The organism is Flavobacterium piscisymbiosum (genome assembly GCF_020905295.1).
Lineage (GTDB): Bacteria > Bacteroidota > Bacteroidia > Flavobacteriales > Flavobacteriaceae > Flavobacterium > Flavobacterium piscisymbiosum.
Genome location: NZ_JAJJMM010000001.1, coordinates 6032980 through 6052634, shown reverse-complemented (window position 1 = coordinate 6052634; position 19655 = coordinate 6032980). Strand labels below are relative to the sequence as shown.

General features: G+C 35.6%; 13 protein-coding genes. 4 read left to right on the top strand and 9 right to left on the bottom strand.

Going from position 1 to position 19655, the window contains the following annotated elements:
- Window positions 1-235: 235 nt before the first annotated feature.
- The 4 genes from LNP81_RS25530 to LNP81_RS25515 all read left to right on the top strand — a co-directional run bounded on the left by LNP81_RS25530 (window position 236) and on the right by LNP81_RS25515 (window position 6179).
- On the top strand, window positions 236-1330 hold the full coding sequence (locus LNP81_RS25530; protein ID WP_230040259.1) for an endo-1,4-beta-xylanase: 1095 nt from the start codon (window positions 236-238) through the stop codon (window positions 1328-1330).
- Between the two features lie 256 nt (window positions 1331-1586).
- Entirely contained in the window at window positions 1587-2486 is a 900-nt protein-coding gene (locus tag LNP81_RS25525; RefSeq protein WP_230040258.1) for a hypothetical protein, read from the top strand.
- 160 nt (window positions 2487-2646) lie between these two features.
- The gene (locus tag LNP81_RS25520) at window positions 2647-4056 is read left to right on the top strand and encodes a hypothetical protein (protein ID WP_230040257.1); all 1410 of its coding nucleotides are present in this window, start codon (window positions 2647-2649) and stop codon (window positions 4054-4056) included.
- 320 nt (window positions 4057-4376) lie between these two features.
- Window positions 4377-6179, top strand: a complete 1803-nt coding sequence (locus tag LNP81_RS25515) for a glycoside hydrolase family 2 protein (protein WP_230040256.1) — start codon at window positions 4377-4379, stop codon at window positions 6177-6179.
- 77 nt (window positions 6180-6256) lie between these two features.
- Here the strand turns inward: LNP81_RS25515 and LNP81_RS25510 are convergent, their stop codons facing one another.
- From LNP81_RS25510 to LNP81_RS25470, 9 genes are all read right to left on the bottom strand, one after another.
- Entirely contained in the window at window positions 6257-7714 is a 1458-nt protein-coding gene (locus LNP81_RS25510) for an FAD-dependent oxidoreductase (protein ID WP_230040254.1), read from the bottom strand.
- A gap of 49 nt (window positions 7715-7763) precedes the next feature.
- Window positions 7764-9749, bottom strand: coding sequence for a GAF domain-containing hybrid sensor histidine kinase/response regulator (locus LNP81_RS25505; RefSeq protein ID WP_230040252.1), 1986 nt, complete (start codon window positions 9747-9749; stop codon window positions 7764-7766).
- Between the two features lie 671 nt (window positions 9750-10420).
- Window positions 10421-11794, bottom strand: coding sequence for an MFS transporter (locus LNP81_RS25500; protein ID WP_230040250.1), 1374 nt, complete (start codon window positions 11792-11794; stop codon window positions 10421-10423).
- Window positions 11795-11836: 42 nt separating this feature from the next.
- Window positions 11837-13249 carry a glucuronate isomerase gene (gene uxaC, locus LNP81_RS25495; protein ID WP_230040248.1) on the bottom strand — a complete coding sequence of 471 codons (1413 nt, stop codon included), beginning with the start codon at window positions 13247-13249 and terminating at the stop codon, window positions 11837-11839.
- Window positions 13250-13397: 148 nt separating this feature from the next.
- Window positions 13398-14582 carry a mannonate dehydratase gene (gene uxuA / locus LNP81_RS25490; RefSeq protein WP_230040246.1) on the bottom strand — a complete coding sequence of 395 codons (1185 nt, stop codon included), beginning with the start codon at window positions 14580-14582 and terminating at the stop codon, window positions 13398-13400.
- Window positions 14583-14601: 19 nt separating this feature from the next.
- A complete protein-coding gene (locus tag LNP81_RS25485; protein ID WP_230040244.1) occupies window positions 14602-15405 on the bottom strand; it encodes an SDR family oxidoreductase in 804 nt (267 codons plus the stop codon).
- A 29-nt stretch (window positions 15406-15434) separates the two neighbouring features.
- Entirely contained in the window at window positions 15435-16097 is a 663-nt protein-coding gene (locus LNP81_RS25480) for a bifunctional 4-hydroxy-2-oxoglutarate aldolase/2-dehydro-3-deoxy-phosphogluconate aldolase (RefSeq protein WP_230040242.1), read from the bottom strand.
- 24 nt (window positions 16098-16121) lie between these two features.
- Window positions 16122-17129, bottom strand: a complete 1008-nt coding sequence (locus tag LNP81_RS25475) for a sugar kinase (RefSeq protein WP_230040239.1) — start codon at window positions 17127-17129, stop codon at window positions 16122-16124.
- Between the two features lie 60 nt (window positions 17130-17189).
- Window positions 17190-19469 (bottom strand): glycosyl hydrolase family 28 protein, encoded by a 2280-nt coding sequence (locus tag LNP81_RS25470; RefSeq protein WP_230040237.1) that lies wholly within the window; start codon window positions 19467-19469, stop codon window positions 17190-17192.
- Between the last annotated feature and the right edge of the window lie 186 nt (window positions 19470-19655).

Sequence of the window (19655 nt, the reverse complement as noted above, 5' to 3'; positions counted from 1 at the left end):
TCAATAAAGGCGTTTCACTTGCATTAATTCATCCCGATAGCTATCGGGACTATGTGTGAGAAACAAGTTTCTTTTTGATTTACTTTTTTAAAAGCATAAAATCTATGTTTCTATGTGTTTAATTGTTTTTTTTATGAATTACCGCCAACGAGTTAATAATCAAGTTTTTGTTAGTAACAATCGAGCTGGAAATTGAATTTGGTTTTGATTTCCAGATCAAATAAAAAATAACACGATGATAAAGAAACAATATATTTTAGGTCTGTTAACCGCTTTGTTGTTTGCTTCTTGCAGCAACGACGAAAAAACAGTTTTCATTAATGTTGATGATAATGGATCTCCGGTGAATCCAACTCCAACATTGACTTTAAAAGAAAAAGCAAAGTTTAAAATTGGCGCTGCAGTAAAAATGAAAGATCTGCAAAATGAAGCCAATTTTAAAAATGCAGTCTTAAAACATTACAGTCAAATTACAGCCGAATACGAAATGAAAATGGCAAGTATCTGGACTTCTTCAACAGCTTACAATTATACAGCGGGAGATTATCTGGTAAATTTTGCCAAAGACAATAGTCTGGAAGTTCATGGGCATACATTGATTTGGTACGATTCGTTTCCGGAATGGTTTAAAAATGCCAAATACGATTCAATTGCATTTGAAGCCAAAGTCAAAATTTATATTACAGATGTTGTAGGACATTATAAGGGAAAAGTAAAAAGCTGGGATGTTGTAAACGAGGTTTTTGCAGATGGAGGAGCTTTAAGAAACGAAACGGTTATTAATTCACTTTTTAAAGACCCAATTGGATTTTACGGAAGATGTTTTAGATATGCAAAAGCAGCAGATCCGGATGCTAAATTATTTTACAATGATTACAGCGTTGTTATTGATGGAGGAAAAAGAGCTGCTATCAAAAAAATGGTCACCAGATTCAAAGCCAACGGAGTGCCAATTGATGGTTTAGGAGATCAGTTTCATTATGCGACCGATACCAACCGACAAACTATGAAAACCGGTTTTACAGATCTGGCTTCAACAGGATTGCTAATTCATATTTCAGAATTGGATATCAAAGTAAATACTGCAAAATCAGATTCGTATGTGTTTAATGATGTCGAACAGCAAAAACAATCTGAAACCTATAAATACATTACAACAATGTATGAAGAACTGCCTCAAAATCAAAAATTTGCCATTTCAACCTGGGGTGTAACCGATAAATATACCTGGCTGACAAGTTTTTGGCATCCTAAAGAGTATCCGTTACTTTTAGATGCTGATTATAATAAAAAACAAGCATATCAGGGATTTTTAGACGGGTTGAAATAGAATTTTAGAATATAGAATATAGAGACAAGAAGCAAGAGACAAGAAGCAAGAGACAAGAAGCAAGAGACAAGAAGCAAGATTAGATGAGGAATACTTTCTCTATCTTCTTTATTCTATTCTCTTAAAAAAAACAAGAATCAAAATTTGCTGAGGTCTATTCTCTTTCTTCTTTGTTCTTTGTTCTTTGTTCTTTCTTTTTTCTTCTGTCTACTCTTTCGTTTATTCTCTTAAAAAAAAATAATCAAAAAAAGAAATCATGAACATAAAACTAAATAATATAGCCAAATTAAAATACTTGTTTCTAGTGCTTTCGATAGGTTTGCTTTCCTGCGATGATGATGTACGTGAAGTTTATCTTTATAATCAGGGAAAATTAGAAGCAACTTCGACCAATACCTCTGTTAAAGCAGGAGAAATAGTTACTTATACCGATGCGTCAACAAAAGTACGTGCTGTAAAATGGACTTTTCAGGGCGGGGCTCCGGGATCTTCAATCGAGCCAAATGTTGAGGTAAAATATACTAAAGGTGGAACTTTTATAACAACTCTCGAAATTACTTTTGTGGATAATACTACACAAAAGAAAACTTTTACTGTTGAGGTCGAAGCTCCTGCAACGCCACCAATTGTTATTCCGGCTGATGCGCTTAAAATTTACTCTGATAATACTGATTTTACCAAAACCGCTCCTGTTTTAAATTGGGTTTCAAGCAATCAGTTTGTACTTAAAGAAGTGGCTACTGATGGTTATGAAGGTGCTTATAGAAATTTTTCTCTTCCAGCCACGCCGCCTGCAGCTGAAGCCAAATGGGCAATGGCAATTCTGTCGTTTGTAAATTTCACGGATATCACTTCTTACACTTATATCAATATGGCGGTAAGAACAACTAGCACGGGAAAAATCAGATTTAGAATGAAAGACGCCTCGAATACAGGTTATGTAGAATTTGATGCCACAAGCAATTTATACGGATTAAAAAGAGATGGAAGCTGGAATATGGTTAAGATCCCAATCGCAGAATACAAAAAACAGAATTCGGCATTAGATCTTACTAAAATTAAGGATATTTTGGTTTTAAGAAGCGTTGATCCGGAAGATGTAAGAGCTTTAAATAATTACATTTTCGATATTGATCATATCTATTTATCGAAATAATTAGAGTGAACTCAGTCTCAGTTTACAGTCTCAGTTCTCAGTCACGGTTCTCAGTCTCAGTTATCAGTAGTGTTAAACTGAAAACTGAGACCGCGACTGAGAACTGAATACTGCGACTGAGTACTAAAAAAACTTCTTTAAAAAAATAAAAACTAATGTAATGAAGCATTTCCTTTATCTCATATTCTGTTTAATAAACCTGATTTCTTTGCAGGCGCAGAATAGTATTAAATATCAAAAAGTCGAAGCCCGACAAAACGCTTTAGATCCCAAATGGATATCGTATGAAGCCAAAACGGTTGATAAACTACCCGGATTTAAAACTAAAAAACAAGAACCAATTTCGATTTACGGAGGATCAAAAGTCTGGCAAAAAGAAGCTACAGGATTTTTTAGAACTCAAAAAATAGACAACAGATGGTGGATTATCGATCCCGAAGGTTATCCGTTTATTTATAAAGGAGTTGCTGTTTTTAATGCGGGCCGTTCTGTAAATCAGCAAAAAACATTTGATAAAAAATTTGGAAGTCCTGAAAATTGGCTGAAACAAGAATCAAAATTACTTCGTGATAATGGGTTTAACGGAGTAGGCGCGTGGTCGAATACAGACTTAGTTCGAAAAGGAGAAAATCCGTTGGTTTATACGGTTATTGTTTCCCCAATGGGAATGTACCATTCTGATCATATTAAAAAATACGGCGGAAAATACAAAGAAGCCAACTGGCAAAATTACCGTTTTGATCTGGTTATGGTTTTTGATAAAGAATTTGATGCGTATATCGAAAAAGCATTCAAAGATGTTTCTCAGTACAAAAATGATAAGTATTTGATGGGTTATTTTACTGATAATGAACTGCCATGGTATAACGACGCATTAGATAAACATTTAACTTTATTGGCCAAAGATGAACAAGGTTATCTCGCCGCAAAAGAATGGCTGGATCAAAGAAAAGGTTTTAATGCTTCGATATCAGATGTAAATCAGGAAGATAGAATGGCATTTACTGCTTTTTATTTTGAAACCTATATGAAAAAGGTAACAGCGGCGCTTAAAAAAGCAGATCCCAATCATCTTTATTTAGGATGTCGTTTTAATCAGGATAAAGAACAGGAATTAACAAATCCGGAGATTTTTAAAGTGGCCGGAAAATACATGGATATTGTTTCGATCAACCATTATAGAAAGTGGGAACCGAGTCAGGATTTAATGAACAATTGGGACGAATGGTCAGGAAAACCGTTTTTAATTACCGAATGGTATACCAAAGGAGAAGATTCTGGATTGCCTAATAATACCGGTGCCGGATGGCTCGTTCGAACGCAGAAAGAGAGAGGGCTTTTCTATCAGAATTTCACTTTGGAATTACTTAAAAATAAAAATTCGGTGGGATGGCATTGGTTTAAATATATGGATAATGATCCCGAAGATTTAACGACTGATTATTCAAACAGAGATTCGAATAAAGGTATTGTAAACAGTGCGTTTGAGCCCTATACTCCTTTACTAAAAGAGATGAAAATCATCAATGATAATGCGTATGAATTGACGCAGTATTTTGATAAGAAATAGAGATTAATTTTTTTAACGGAAGTAAATGCGATCGATGCAATCGTGCAATATTACTCACAATCTTGTCATTCCGAGGAAAGAGGAATCTCCACAAGAAACTAACACAAAGGATATAGTTTGTCGAGCTACTAACGGAGATTCCTCGTTCCTCGGAATCGAAAACATTCTTATGAAAATGACTGCCCTAGCCCCGATAGAAGTGGAAATCCTTTTGTGGCGGGGTTCGCCACAAAAGATTGAAACGAATAGCGGGATTAGCTCCTAAAAAAGTGCATCTAAATATTAAAAATTATAATAAAAAATTAAAAATGATTTAAGCTATGAGAAAAATAATAATGCTGTGTTTTACTTTTCTGATTTTTGGGAAAACGATGGCGCAGGAAATTCCGTTACTCGCGAATATTGCGTCACGAAACAACATCAACCTAAACGGAAAATGGAGTTATATTGTAGATCCGCTTGAAAACGGATATTATGATTATCGTTTAATGCCGTTTAAAAACAACGGATTTTTCGAAAATAAAAAATTCAACACCACAGATTTAAGCGAATATAATTTTGCAACTTCAGCCACAATGGATATTCCGTCTGACTGGAACAGTAAAGACGAAAGATTGTTTTTTTACGAAGGAACGGTTTGGTTTGAGAAAGATTTTAATTATAAAAAGAATTCTCAAAGCAAAGGTATTCTTCATTTTGGAGCAGTTAATTATGATGCGAAAGTATATGTAAACGGAAAATTGGCAGGAAGTCATGTTGGCGGTTATACACCATTTAATTTTGATGTAACCGATTTATTGGTCGACGGAAATAATTTTGTGGTTGTAAAAGTAGATAACAAACGCCATAAAGATAATGTGCCAACGGTAAACATGGATTGGTGGAATTATGGCGGAATCACCAGAGACGTTACTTTGGCTCAGGTTCCGAATACGTATATTGAAGATTATCTGGTGCAGCTGGATAAAAAAGACAAAACAAAAATTTCAGGCTGGGTAAAATTGAACAGTGAAACGGCAAATCAGTCGGTTTCGATTAAAATTCCGGAACTAAAAATCAAGAAAAACATCACAACAGATGCCAAAGGAATGGCGTATTTTGAGATTAAAACCAATCCTGTTTTATGGACGCCTGAAAAACCAAAATTATACAACGTAACCATTGACAAAGCAGATGAAAGTATTGCGGATGAAATAGGTTTTAGAACTATTGAAACAAAAGGAAAAGAAATTTTGTTAAACGGAAAGAAAGTCTTTTTACGAGGCATTAGTATTCATGAAGAAGCCCCATTTCGATCTGGAAGAGCGTGGTCTACAGAAGATGCGGTTACGTTATTAACCTGGGCAAAAGAATTAGGTTGTAATTATGTTCGTCTGGCGCATTATCCGCATAACGAAAACATGGTAAAAGCAGCCGAAAAAATGGGCTTAATGATCTGGTCTGAAGTTCCGGTGTATTGGACTATTTCATGGACAAATCCAGATACTTACGCCAATGCCGAACGTCAGTTGCACGATATGATTTACAGGGATAAAAACCGTTGTGGTATTGTAATTTGGTCCATTGCAAATGAAACACCGCATGGCGACGATAGAGATATCTTTCTGAGCAAACTGGCAAAATACGCCCGTACGCAGGACAATTCTCGCTTAATAAGCATGGCGATGGAAGTGACCAAAAGTCCGAACAATGTAAATACACTTCACGATAATATGAACGAATATGTAGATATTGTGAGTTTTAATCAATATTTGGGATGGTACAGAGGAACAAACGAATCGTGTAAAGACATGCAATGGATAATTCCGTACAACAAACCTGTTATTATCAGCGAATTTGGAGGCGAAGCTCTACAAGGTTTGCACGGTGATAAAAAAGAGCGTTGGAACGAAGAATATCAGGAAGAATTGTATGTTCAAAATACTCAGATGTTCAATCGTATAGAAGGTTTGGCGGGAGTTTCTCCTTGGATTTTAGTCGATTTTAGATCACCAAGAAGACAGTTGCCTAATATTCAGGATTTCTTTAACCGAAAAGGATTAATTTCTGATCAGGGAATCAAAAAGAAAGCTTTTTATGTCATGAAAAATTGGTACGCTCAAAAAGAGGAAGAGTATAAATAACAGAAAGTTTAAATAATTAAAAAAGTGCAGTTGCCTGAAAAGACGACTGCACTTTTTTTGTGAATTATATTAAGATTTTATTGTTTTAAATCATCTTCTTTTTTCTTTATACACCTTCCTCTTGGCTCGTCACCTTCATGAAGTACAATTTCTGAATGCAGGAACTGTGCAGCTTCTGCAGAATCTTTTACTTTGATGGCGCTTCTTTCTAACATTTCAGCTTCGAATTCATTTAGAACATTTTCTCTTATGCCTGCTTTTCTCCATTGCGACATTGGCCTGCATCCTTTCGAAATGCCACGAGCTAGTGCAAGTGCATCCAGCAGCGCCTGATTGGCACCTTGTCCTTTAAACGGGCTCATTGGGTGAGCTGCATCTCCAATCAAAGTTACTTGTTTGGCTTTCGATAATAATGTTGAATCGAGTAATTCCCGATCATAAACAGGATAACCGGAAATCTGAGCTTCCTGAGTCGCTGTTATAATCTGAGGGATAGGATCGTGCCATTGCGTTCTTCGGCAGGCTTCTTCCTTAAGCGCCTGAGTTCCCTGAGCACTAAGCGTTTTGGCTTCATCTTCTGTCATTGGAAAACTGAGCTGCCACATTACAGAATCTGCCGTGTAAGGCATTATGTAAATGCGCTCATTTCCGTTAGCGGTCTGGAATACGGTTGCTGAATCCAGTAAATCACTATCAATTCCGTCAAAAGCTTTTAATGGACAAATACCCAATATCACGATACAGTCCAGATAACGTAAAGGTGTAATATCTTCACCAATCAGTAATTTTCGTACCGAACTTCGAATGCCATCGGCTCCAACCAAAAGATCGGCTTTTGCGTTTTTTATTTCGTCGTTTACCTGAAATTTTAAATCAACACCTTCGTTTTCGTTTGTTTTAAAATCAACTAATTGATGTCCCCATTGCACAAAATCATGACCTCCGAGTTGTTCTAATAAGGCCAATCGTAAAGATTGTCTTGCGATATGTACATTGGTTCTTTTATTCGCCGTTTTAATATCGGATTGTAGCCATTTTCTAATTCCCCATTCCCCAATGACTTTTCCTTCTGTAGTATGAACCAAATGTCTTGTTGAAACCACACCATCTTTTAGCGAGAAAATACCCAATCCTTCGATGGCTTTACTGGCTTGTTGCAAAGTAAGTCCGTAACCCTGGGATCGTGCCTCGAAGTTATTGTCACGTTCATAAAGAGTAAAAGGAATTCCGCGATGTAAGCAAGCAACGGCCAGAGCAACGCCTCCAATTCCACCGCCAATAATAGCAACATGTGGATAATTTTCTGTATCAGCAGGAGGAGCAGTGGCTGATGCAATCAAACCTGAACCGTTACAGTTCGAGCATACATATAAATTACCTTTGGGATAAACCGGGGCTGTTCCTTCGTTTGTTTTTTCAAATTGATCGAGAGCAATCTGGTAGAGCAGTCGCGCTTTCTTGCTGATTCTTCGGCTTTTTTTGCCGCGTCCCTGACATTCCGGACAAATAGCCCAGCTGGTTTCTTGATTTTCCACTTTTTTGCTTTCCACTTTATTTAAGTTGATCTTGGTACTAAAGTAGGATTTATATTTCCTTTAAAGATTTAATTACTTCACTGATTTCCTGATCTAAGATAGTAATCATATTGACAGTTTCGGAGCTAAATTGCCCAAGTTGAGCTTCTTTCTCTATAATAGACAAATAATTGCTAAGATCATTTAGCATAAATATGTCTAAACTGGATTTCATAATATGAGAAAGTCTAAGGACTTCATCATTATTTTTGTTATAAAATGCCTCGCTTAGTTGAATTATTTCATTCGGAATTTTTTCCAGAAAAAGAGCAATCATATCCTGCTTAAATTTTGGGTCACCGCCCGATACTTCATCCAGAAATGACAAATCTATTTTTCTCTTCAATATAGGAGAAACATCCTGGCTTAGAGCCATTTTTATAGCTTCTAAAAGTGCTTCCTGTTTAAAAGGTTTTGGTACATAAGCATTCATTCCTTCCTTATAACAACGTTCTTGCTCGCCTACAAGAGAGTGTGCGGTCATGGCTATAATAGGAATGCTTAAATTCATTTCATTTCTAATATGATGTGTAGTTTGATAACCGTCTTTAACAGGCATCTGAAGATCCATTAAAACCAAATCATATTTATTTTTTGATAAAAGATCGATACCTATTTCACCATTTTCGGCAATATCCAGTTCAAAACCAAAATTGTGAATAACGATTTTTGCCAGTTTCTGATTTAAGGCATTGTCTTCACAAAGAAGTATTTTTAGTTTACCGGGTTTATATTCTGCTAATGGTTCGTCTACTTTTTCAATGTAATTTGCTTTTTTATAAGTAATTACAAAGAAAAATTCAGAACCAAACCCTTGTTTGCTTTTTACATGAATTTCGGCATTCTGTAATTCAATAAGCTGTTTTACAATGTTAAGGCCAAGTCCTGTACCGCCAAATTTTCTTGTCGTACTTTCTTCTGCTTGTGTAAATCGTTCAAAAATCGTTTTAAGTTTTTTCTCCGGTATACCTATTCCGGTATCTTTAACAGAAAATTTAAGTGAATAATCATCAGCAGTTTCAGTAACTTTTTTTACAGAGACTGTTACTTCACCTTCTTCAGTAAATTTTAGCGCATTACCGGCAAGGTTTACCAGTATTTGGTTGAGTCTTCCCTGATCACCAATTACAATTTCCGGCATATCGGCATCCAGAAAAAGATTAAATTCTACAGCTTCAGGAACTTTTACTTTTAATAAATCATAAACGTGTTTAAGTGTCTTTTTTAAATTGAATGGCTGTGCATCAATCATCAAATTACCTGATTCAATTTTTGAAAGATCAAGAATATCATTAATGATCAAGAGCAGGTTTTCTTCTGCAACCTGAACACTATTAATATAATCACGCTGAACATCGTCTAGTTTTGTTTGAGCTAAAAGATCTGTAAAACCAATTATCGCATTTAAAGGCGTCCTGATTTCATGGCTCATATTGGCCAGAAAACTATCCTTTGCCAATACCGCACGTTCGGCAATTTTTTTCTGCTTAGCCAGTTCATTATTTTTTGTTCCTAATTCTAACTGGTTGATAACGTGTCTTGCTATAATAGAAAGTGCATTTCGCTGACCTTCATTAAGTTCTTTAGCAACATGATCAATGGCACAAATGGTTCCTATGTTATATCCGTCAGGAGTTGTAAGCGGAACTCCGGCATAAAACCTAACCTTGAAGCCGTCAACTACATTAGGATCGTCTCTAAATCTGTCGTTTAAATGAGTGTCGCTTATTTCAACCATTTCAGATTCCATAATAGTATAGCGGCAAAAGCTTATTTCCCGCGGTACTTCAGATACGCCAATTCCGATTTCAGATTTAAACCATTGTCTGTTTTCATCTATAAATGAAATATGTGCGATAGGTACACTGCATATATAAGAAACCAGTTTAGTGGCATCGTCAAATGCATATTCGGGTAAAGTGTCAAGGATATTATAACGTTTTAATGCTGCAAGACGTTCTAATTCGTTGTGGTGTATAGGTTGGGGATTGTTCATTATAAGGGAAAGTAAAGTGCAAAAGTATAAATAATATTAGACTAAAGTTTTGAATTTAGTTTATCTATAACAAAGTTTTGGGGATTATGTAGGTATTGATGTATGGTTTGTTGTGAAATAAAAAAAGGAAGATATATCTAAATACCTTCCTTTTTGTGGAATTGAAGGGATCTCAATTGAACACTTAATTCCCATATTAATGTTTATAGATAAGCTTGGTAAAAATCACTAAATCCCCTTATTTATATGAGCTCGAAGTGTATACGGATTTACTATTTATTTTGTTTAAATCGAAAAGGCTATTTTTATTTTTTAGATTTTAGGTCAAATTTTTTATTCTAAAAAAGAAAATATAACTTTTAAAGTTATTGTAAAAGTGTTCGACAGTCGAACACCTTTGTTTTCGATAGATATTTCGTTTTGATACAATATTCTTGAGAATTCCAACGGAGAAAGAGGGATTCGAACAAAACTATCACATTCCGCTTTTATACTGCATTTCTAATATTTTTTTCTGTATTGCGCCACGAATCTTCCATCAAAATTCAAATTGTAGACTTTAAATCTCTTAACTGTTTTAAAATGAATGGTAAAATTCGATAATGAAATTCAAAATTAAATCATTTTATGATAAATCAAATATTTTATTTGTTTTTAAAAGTTGTCTAATATTACAAATCTTTAATTTCTGAGTATTTAGGAACCAGTATTTTCATAACTGTCCATGCAACCAAATACGCAACAGCGCAAAGCACAAACATAATAGTATAACCAGTCTGAATATGGCCGTGGGCTTCATAATAATCAAAAAGAGTACCACCTAGTTTTGATACTAAAACACCACCAATTCCTCCGGCCATTCCTCCAATACCAATAATAGATCCTATTGCTTTTTTAGGAAACATGTCTGATACCGTAGTAAATATATTAGCTGACCAGGCCTGATGTGCCGATGCCCCAATACCAATTAATAAAACCGGAATCCAGTAACTGATGTGACCTAAAGGTTGGGCCAATAAAACTACAAGAGGAAACAAAGCAATAATCAACATCGCTTTCATTCGGCCTTCATAAGCATTGTAACCTTTATTGATGAAATACATTGGAAAATAACCACCATAAATACTTCCAACCATTGTCATCGTATATAAGACGGAAAGTGGAAATGCAATATCTGTTTTTACGAGACCAAATTGTGCTTCTAAATATTTTGGCAACCAAAATAAAAAGAACCACCAGATACCATCAGTTAAAAATTTACCTGAAACAAAAGCCCATGTCTGCTTATATTTTAAAAGTTTAATCCAGGAGATTTTTTCTTTTGGAACAGTTGTTTCAATTTCTTTTTCTGCAATTTCTCCATCAAGAATATAGTTCAATTCTGATGCTGATAATCTTTTCTGCTTTTCTGGTTTCTCATATAAGATGTACCAAAAAAACATCCAGATAAATCCAATTGCTCCAATGATGATAAAGGCAGTTTCCCAACCCCAATTTACCGCAATCCATGGAACTGTTAGTGGAGCTAGAATTGCGCCTACGTTAGAACCTGAATTGAATATTCCAGTAGCAAGCGAACGTTCTTTTTTTGGAAAATATTCGGCAACTGCTTTAATTGCAGCTGGAAAATTTCCTGCTTCACCAATAGCTAAAAAGGATCGTGAAATCATAAATCCTAAAATAGAAACCGGAACGGCAGCAATTCCAACCCAAACTAAAATGCTATTTACTGTTGTTCCAATCGGGATTGCGTAGGCATGCATAATAGCGCCAATTGACCATATCGCAATCGCTAATATATAACCGGTTTTTGTGCCGATTTTATCTATAATCCTTCCTGCAAACAGCATCGAGATGGCATAAATAAATTGAAATACAGCAGTAATATTTGCATAATCAGTATTGTTCCAGTTGAATTCTTCTGAAAGGCTTGGTGCTAATAAACTCAATACTTGTCTGTCTAAATAGTTTACAGTAGTAGCAAAAAAAAGTAAACCGCAGATCGTCCATCTGTATTTTCCGATGACTTCGTTTTTATTGTACATTATGGTTTTTGGGTTATTATAGTTTAATAATTATTTGAAAGTTTATTTTTGATGGAAATCAAAATATTGAACCGCATTTTCACTGCAAATTTTTTGAACTAAATCGCCAATTAAATTCATGTCATTTGGCAATTCAGCTTTTTCCATTTCTTCTCCTAAAACATTGCAAAGAATACGGCGGAAATATTCATGACGGGGAAACGAAAGAAAACTTCTTGAATCGGTTAGCATTCCCACGAAGCGGCTTAATAATCCAAAATTGGAGAGAACATCTAATTGCTTTTGCATACCGTCTTTTTGATCCAAAAACCACCAGGCCGCCCCGTATTGCATTTTCCCTGGAACTGACCCGTCATTAAAATTCGCTGCCATAGAAGCCATCATTTCATTGTCTCTTGGATTTAGATTGTAAACAATGGTTTTAGTCAGGGCGTCATTTGAGTTTAATTTATCAAAAAAGCCGCTCATACTTTGCGCCATAGTCAAATCTCCAATTGAATCAAATCCCTGATCAGGGCCAATGAGGTTCATCATCTTGCTATTGTTATTACGAATAGCACCAACATGAAATTGCTGTACCCATGATTTTTTATAATTCATAACGGCGATTTCATAAAGCAATGCCGATTTGTATTTTTCAATTTCTACTGAAGTTAAAGGTTCAGATTGCATCCCTTTTTCAAATATCAAATTGATTTCTTCCTGAGTTGAAGCAGCATTGTAAAAAGAAGAATGACCATGATCTGAAATTCGGCATCCCATTTCGTGGAAAAAGTCATGACGTTTTTGCAACGCTTTTACCAAATCATTAAAATTTTGAATTCTAAAAGAAACTACTCTTTCCAGTTTTTTAATCCAAAGTACAAAGGCGCCTCCTTTTTCAATTTCGGTTGCTTTATCAGGACGAAAAGAAGGAAGCACTGCAATTTCAAATTCTTCGTCTTTCAGTTCTTTATGATATAGTAAATCATCTGTAGGATCATCGGTAGTCCCTACCATTTTTACATTCATTTTATGCAATAAATTACGAACGCTGTATTCTGGCTTTTTTAATAATTCATTACAAGAATCATAAATTCTTTTTGCTGATTCAGCGTTTAATAGTTCGGTTACCCCAAAGTAACGTTGCAGCTCTAAATGTGTCCAGTGATACAAAGGATTTCTGAGCGTGTTCGGAAGCGTTTCGGCATATTTTTGAAACTTCTCAAAGTCAGAAGCATTTCCTGTTATGTACTTTTCATTAATTCCATTGGCACGCATGGCTCTCCATTTGTAGTGATCGCCTTCTATCCAAAGTTGCGTTATGTTTTCAAACTGACGATCTTCAGCAATATCTTTTGGAGAAAGATGAGAGTGATAATCGTAAATAGGTTGTGTTTTCGCAAAATCGTGATAGAGTGTTTTTGCAAAGGTATTGTGTAATAAAAAGTCGTCTGTTATAAAGCTGTTTTGCATAATGCTATTTTAAAATTTTCTTTGATTGGCTTTACTTAACTGTGAAATCTTTTTGTAAAACCTGATAACTGTTTCCACCCACAATTAATGTGAAAATAACTAAAGAATTCCACTCCAAACTTTTAAGTCCGGAGCAGAAAATTATTATTTACAAACTTCTTTTGATTCCTAGTTCCAAACCTCGTAATTCGGCTAAACCTCTTAAACGGCCAATTCCAGAATATCCGGGGTTTGTTTTTTTCTTTAAATCATCCAACATTTGATGCCCGTGATCCGGACGCATTGGCAATTTGGTACCATTTCTTTTTTCTACGATAAGAATTTCTTTTACAACTTCATACATGTCAACATCACCTTCTAAGTGATTGGCTTCGTAAAAATTGCCCTGCTCATCACGTTGTGTACTTCTTAAGTGAATAAAATTCATTTTATCGCCATGACGTCTTACAATTCCGGCCAGATCATTATCAGCTCTAACGCCGTAAGAACCTGTACACATCGTAAACCCGTTTGATTTAGAATCGTAAGCTCTCATTAATTCTATAAGATCATTCTCTGTGCTTACAACTCTTGGCAATCCTAAAATAGGGTAAGGGGGATCATCGGGATGAATGGCCATCAATACATGGTTACTTTCTGCAACAGGAATAATTTCTCTTAAGAAAAAGAATAAATGTTCTTTTAATTTATTGCTGTCAATTCCGTCATAAGCTGCCAGTGTCACTAAGAAATCTTCAACAGAATAAGCTTCCTCAGCACCAGGTAATCCTGCTAAAATATTTTGCTGTAGTTTCGTTTTTTGTTCTGGAGTTGCACTTTCAAAGTAAGCTGTAGCAGCTTTAATTTGCTCTTGTGAGTATGATTTTTCAGCATCGGGACGTTTTAAAATAAACAATTCAAAAGCTGCAAATTCTGTCATATCAAAGCGTAATGCTTTTGAACCGTCTGGCATTTCATAAGATAAATCAGTTCTTGACCAGTCTAAAACCGGCATAAAATTGTAACAAACACAGTGAATACCACATTCAGCAAGATTTTTAATGCTCTGTTTGTAATTTTCGATATATTGAAGATAATTTCCGCTTTGTTTTTTAATGTCTTCGTGAACGGGAATACTTTCCACTACGGTCCAGTTTAAACCTGTCAATCCGTTAGCCGAATTTCCATCTTTGTATTTTACAATATCAATTCTCTTCTGAATTTCTTCCACTTCCCAAACCTGACCGTTTGGAATATGGTGTAATGCTGTTACAACTCCTGTTGCACCTGCTTGTGCTATGTCTGATAAAGAAACGGGATCGTTTGGCCCGAACCATCTTAATGTCTGTTTCATCTTTTTTTTATTTTAATAATTAAATACTTGTTGCTCCAAAACCACCGTCAACTTTGATCACTGTTCCGGTTACGAATTTTGACAGGTCGCTGCACAGGAATAATAAAACTCCATCTAAATCTTCTGGTACTCCAAAACGTCCCATTGGAGTGTGTTCAATAATTTTGATTCCTCTTGGCGTAAGATCTCCTTCTGGAGTCAATAGCAAAGCGCGGTTTTGTTCTCCGATAAAGAATCCGGGAGCAATTGCATTGACACGAATTCCTTCTCCATATTTTGAAGCCAGTTCTACAGACATCCATTTAGTAAAATTGTCTATAGCCGCTTTTGAAGCAGAATAACCAACGACTCTCGTTAAAGGACGCTCTGCCGATGCTGAAGAAATATTGATGATAATTCCACTTTTTTGTGAAGCAAAAAGTTCAGAAAATACTTTTGAAGGAAGCATTGTTCCGATGACATTTAAGTCCATAACTTTTTGTAAATCGCCTAGTTTTAAGTCATAAATTGCCTGGTCAGGACCAATAGTTGCACCTGGCATATTTCCTCCGGCAGCATTAATTAAAATATCTAAACGGCCATATTTCTCTTTTATAAAATCGCGAATGGCTTCAAGATCTTCCTGATTTAAAACATTTCCTTTTACAGCAAAAGCTTTTCCGCCGTTGCTTTCAATTCTGTCTACAGCTGTCTGGGCTTCTTCAAGCGTAAGTCCGACAATTCCTGTAGTAACACCTTGTTTTGCCAATACTTCGGCCATATTGCTTCCTAAAACTCCCGCACCTCCGGTAATAAGGGCAATTTTTCCTTCTAGATTTAACATTGAATTCATTTTTATAATTTGTTGATTTGTTACTTGTTTATCGTTTTTATGATGTCCAGTACATTTTTAGTTTGATCTTCAATAGTCTGATAATCCTTTTCGTCCATCAATTTTTTGCTAATTAATTTACTTCCCATTCCAACGGCGGATACTCCCGCGTCGAACCAGGCCTGAATATTTTCTTTAGTTGTATCAACTCCTCCTGTTGGCATAAAAATCAGATCTGGAAAGATGTCTTTTATGCTGGAAAGAAAGTCGGGCTCGATTTTGTTTCCCGGAAATAATTTTATGAACTGAATTCCTTTGTTTTCAGCAGCAATTATTTCAGTCGGTGTCATACAGCCGGGGATATACAAAATTTCTTTGCTTTTTAATAATGCGGCTACTTCTGGAACAAAGCCCGGACTTATAAAAAAGTCGGCACCCAACTCGAGATAGGCTTCTGTCTGAGTTTCATTTTTAATGGTTCCAATTCCGATAAGCAAATCGAACATTTCAGCGTCGCGAACTGCTATCATTTTTTTGAAGTTTTCTGTTGCTTCAGCGCCCCTGTGTGTGTATTCAATTGCTTTTATACCGGCTCTGTAAAGCGCACGCAATATTTCAATACTTACCGTTTCATCTTTATTGAAGTACAAGGGCAAAGTGCCCTGATTGGTAATTGTCGTTATAATCTGGTCTATTTTACTCACTTTATTAGTTTTATTTATTTCTAATTATCGAATAACCCGCCCGCCTGTTGAACCGTTCATTAAAGCTATAATGTCATTGACCGAAGCCAAATTAATATCGCCAGCTATTGAATGTTTGAGGCAAGAACCGGCCAAAGCATATTCTACCGTTTTTTTCGGATCTTTGGGCCAATTGATAAGTCCGTATATGAGTCCGGCCATAAAGGCATCACCAGCGCCAATACGATCGATAATGTGTGAAATTTTATATTCTCCGGATTGATAAAGTTTTGAATCGCTCCATAAAACTGCTCCAATAGTATTTGCAGATGCATTGGCATCATAGCGTAGTGTAGAGACAATTGTTTTTAATTTGGGATGCTGTTTTTGCCATTTTTTATAGACAATTTCAAAAGATTCATCTTCGGTTGTTTTTATTGCCAAACAATTCTCAGAATCATCAATACCGCCTAAAAGTACATCGCAATATTGGATGAGGTTTGGCATTATTTCATTGGCTTTTTTGCCGTAATTCCATAAAGTCGGCCTGAAATTTAAATCGGCAGAAATGGTTAATCCCATTTCTGAAGCAATAACTAAAGCTTCTTCACAAACGTCTGCCAAATCCTGAGAAAGGGCAGGAGTGATACCCGACCAATGAAACCATTTTGCATCTTTAAAAATAGTTTTCCAATCAATCATTCCTTTTTTTAATTCAGAAAAGGAAGAACTGTTTCGGTCATAGACTACCCGTCCAGGTCTTTCGGAGGCACCTTGTTCGAAATAATAAATTCCGATTCGTTCTCCCTGTCTGATAGTATTGGCTCTCATTCCATACGAAAGCATTTCACTTTCTGCAGACGCCCCAAGTTCATTTTGAGGAAGTGCAGTAACAATATTCACATCACAGCCCATTAAAGCCAACGATGCTCCAACATTTGCTTCGGCACCGCCATAGTGTGCTTCAAATGTTTTTGATTTAAAAATTTTTAAATGATTTGGAGGCGAAAGACGAAGCAGTATTTCTCCAAAACACACGATTTTATCTGACATAACTTATTATTTGTAATTTACTTTTGTATGGAATTTAGAACCAACATTTATTATTTGCGCTTACTTAACCATTAGCTTTTTGTTTGTAACCTTGGTGTCTGATTTTAATGAAATCACGTATATTCCAGTTTTTAAAACTGAACTTAAATCAATTTGTAATCCATTTTCAGCATCAATTTTTTTAGAATAAACCAGATTTGCCGTACTGTCATAAATTAGTATTGAAGTATATTTTTCTCCATGAAAATCAATATTTAAAATTCCGTCGTTTGGATTTGGATACACATAAAAACCTTCCTCAATTAAAGGTTCTGTTGTTGTTTCAGCAGTCTTAGCACTTTTAGCTGCGATACCGCCGGAAGTCGTTCTTATTGCCAGATAATCTACATTTAATTCCGTTGTTCCTTCAGAATCACGTAATTCAATGATATTATTTCCCTGATTAAGCGCAGTACTTAAAGAAACTTCGGCAAAAGCTAAAGAAGAAGATGTGATTACGCCCTTTTTTACACCGTTTACATAAACTCCCATTTTTCGTGTACTGGCAGAATAAACCGCAACATTAAAAGCTAAACTGTAGGTTCCTGCTATAGTCATATTAACATTCCCCCATTTTAGGAAGCCTCCCGCATTTAAGTCAACATATCTTCCGGTTGCTCCGTCATTTATAGTTCCTTCGTTTATTAAAGCGTTTTCTGCTTCATAAATATTCTTATTGGTAATCTCAAAATCCATAGTGCTTACAGCTCCGCAAGGATTCGTATAAGTTGCTGTATAGATTCCGTATTTTGCATCCTGAATATTTGAAATGGTAACTTCGCGTGAATTTGAGTTAAATCCGTTTGGTCCCGTCCAGCTCCAGCTTCCGTTTGTTGGCTGAGGTCCAAAAGTTACAGACGCACCAGTTGCAGCAACAGTAATTGGCACATTTCTATAAGCTCCGTTATTTACTTTAGAGAATGGATCGATTGGAATTCTGGTACATCCGTTAGTTTCATGAACATCAGCCGTTGTATTTTCGAAGTAAGTTCTCGGACGCGTACTGTTTCCTGTATTGATGAAATCACAGCTGTTGATATCCAGACCATCAATACCTCTTGCCCAAATACCGTATGCAGCAGCAATTCCGTTATTTTTAACTTCCGGATAGTTTCCTGACATACAAGTCTGATTGACTCCCGCATTTGAACTATAATTATAAACTGTGATATTGTTAAGAGTGACGTCTTCCATTTTAGTTGGATAATCACAATCATAATTAAAAACAACAGGTTGAATAGTTGATTTTTTACAATTGACATTTTCAATTAAAATGTTACTTAGTTTACCTAAAAAAGGGTTATTATTTCCTCTGTTTTGTAATTCAAGATAGATAGGATTGTAACAACTATTGATAGTTACATTTCTTACTGTAATATCATGAACATTCGTGTTATCATTACTTTGTATAGTAATTGCAGATATACAGTCACCTGTAGAAATAGGATCCTCTCCGCTTGCGGCAGGATTAGAATGTTTGTTTATAATAATATTCTCCGCAATAATGTCATAAGCATCGTTTTTTGTGTCGGTACCTAATTTAAGAGCATTACACGAAGAAGCCAGAATACAGTTCTTGATTCTTACTTTATGCAAAGGAGCTTCGGGTTTTACTTTTAAGCAGAGTGCATCGTCACCAACTTCAATATCGCAATTTGTAATGGTGACATCAAAACAACTTTGAATGTCTAAACCATCTGCAGAACCATGAAAATTGTCAAAAGGCCTACCACGAATCAATAGATTATCTGCAATTACGAGGTTACATCTTTCTAGATTAATCGCAAAATTAGGAATGTTTCTCACGGTTAAGTGGTGAATATTCACATTTGTACAGCCAATTAATTCAATACCTCGACCTGGTTTTTGATAAGGCCTGGTACTGCGTTCGTAAACCAGACCACCGCCATCAATTATTCCGCCTCCTGTGATTTCAATATTTTTAAGGTTTTCACCAAAGAATAAATCACTACCATTCTCACGCCATACATAGATTGTATTGGCTTTAATAAGCGCACCCGGAGAAATGATAACAGTTAAATCGTTCGATTTTAGTGTCAAACCACTATCCATTAAATACGTTCCGTCAGGAAAGAATAAAATATCACCCGGCTGGCAGGCGTTAATCGCATTTTGGATCTGTACAGTGGCATAAGTGGCTCCTGTATTATCCGCTCCGTAACCTGTGACGACATTTCTTGTTGCGCTCCAAAGCACTGATGCGTTAAATAAAAATGCAACGCTTGTTAAAAATAAAATCTTCTTCATCGAGATCCGATGCAAATTCAAAATTGTTTTCATTGTAAATTGTTTTTAAGGTTAGAAAATAAAGTGATTGTGTAATAGTTGCGCATTTATAATTAGTACGAATTGTGTTTGTAATTGGTTATTTTACAGTTAATTATGTTACGTGTGCGCACACGGTTTTTTACGGTGTTTTTATCATAATTTGTGGTTTAAAATGTTATTTATTATTTATTAATTATC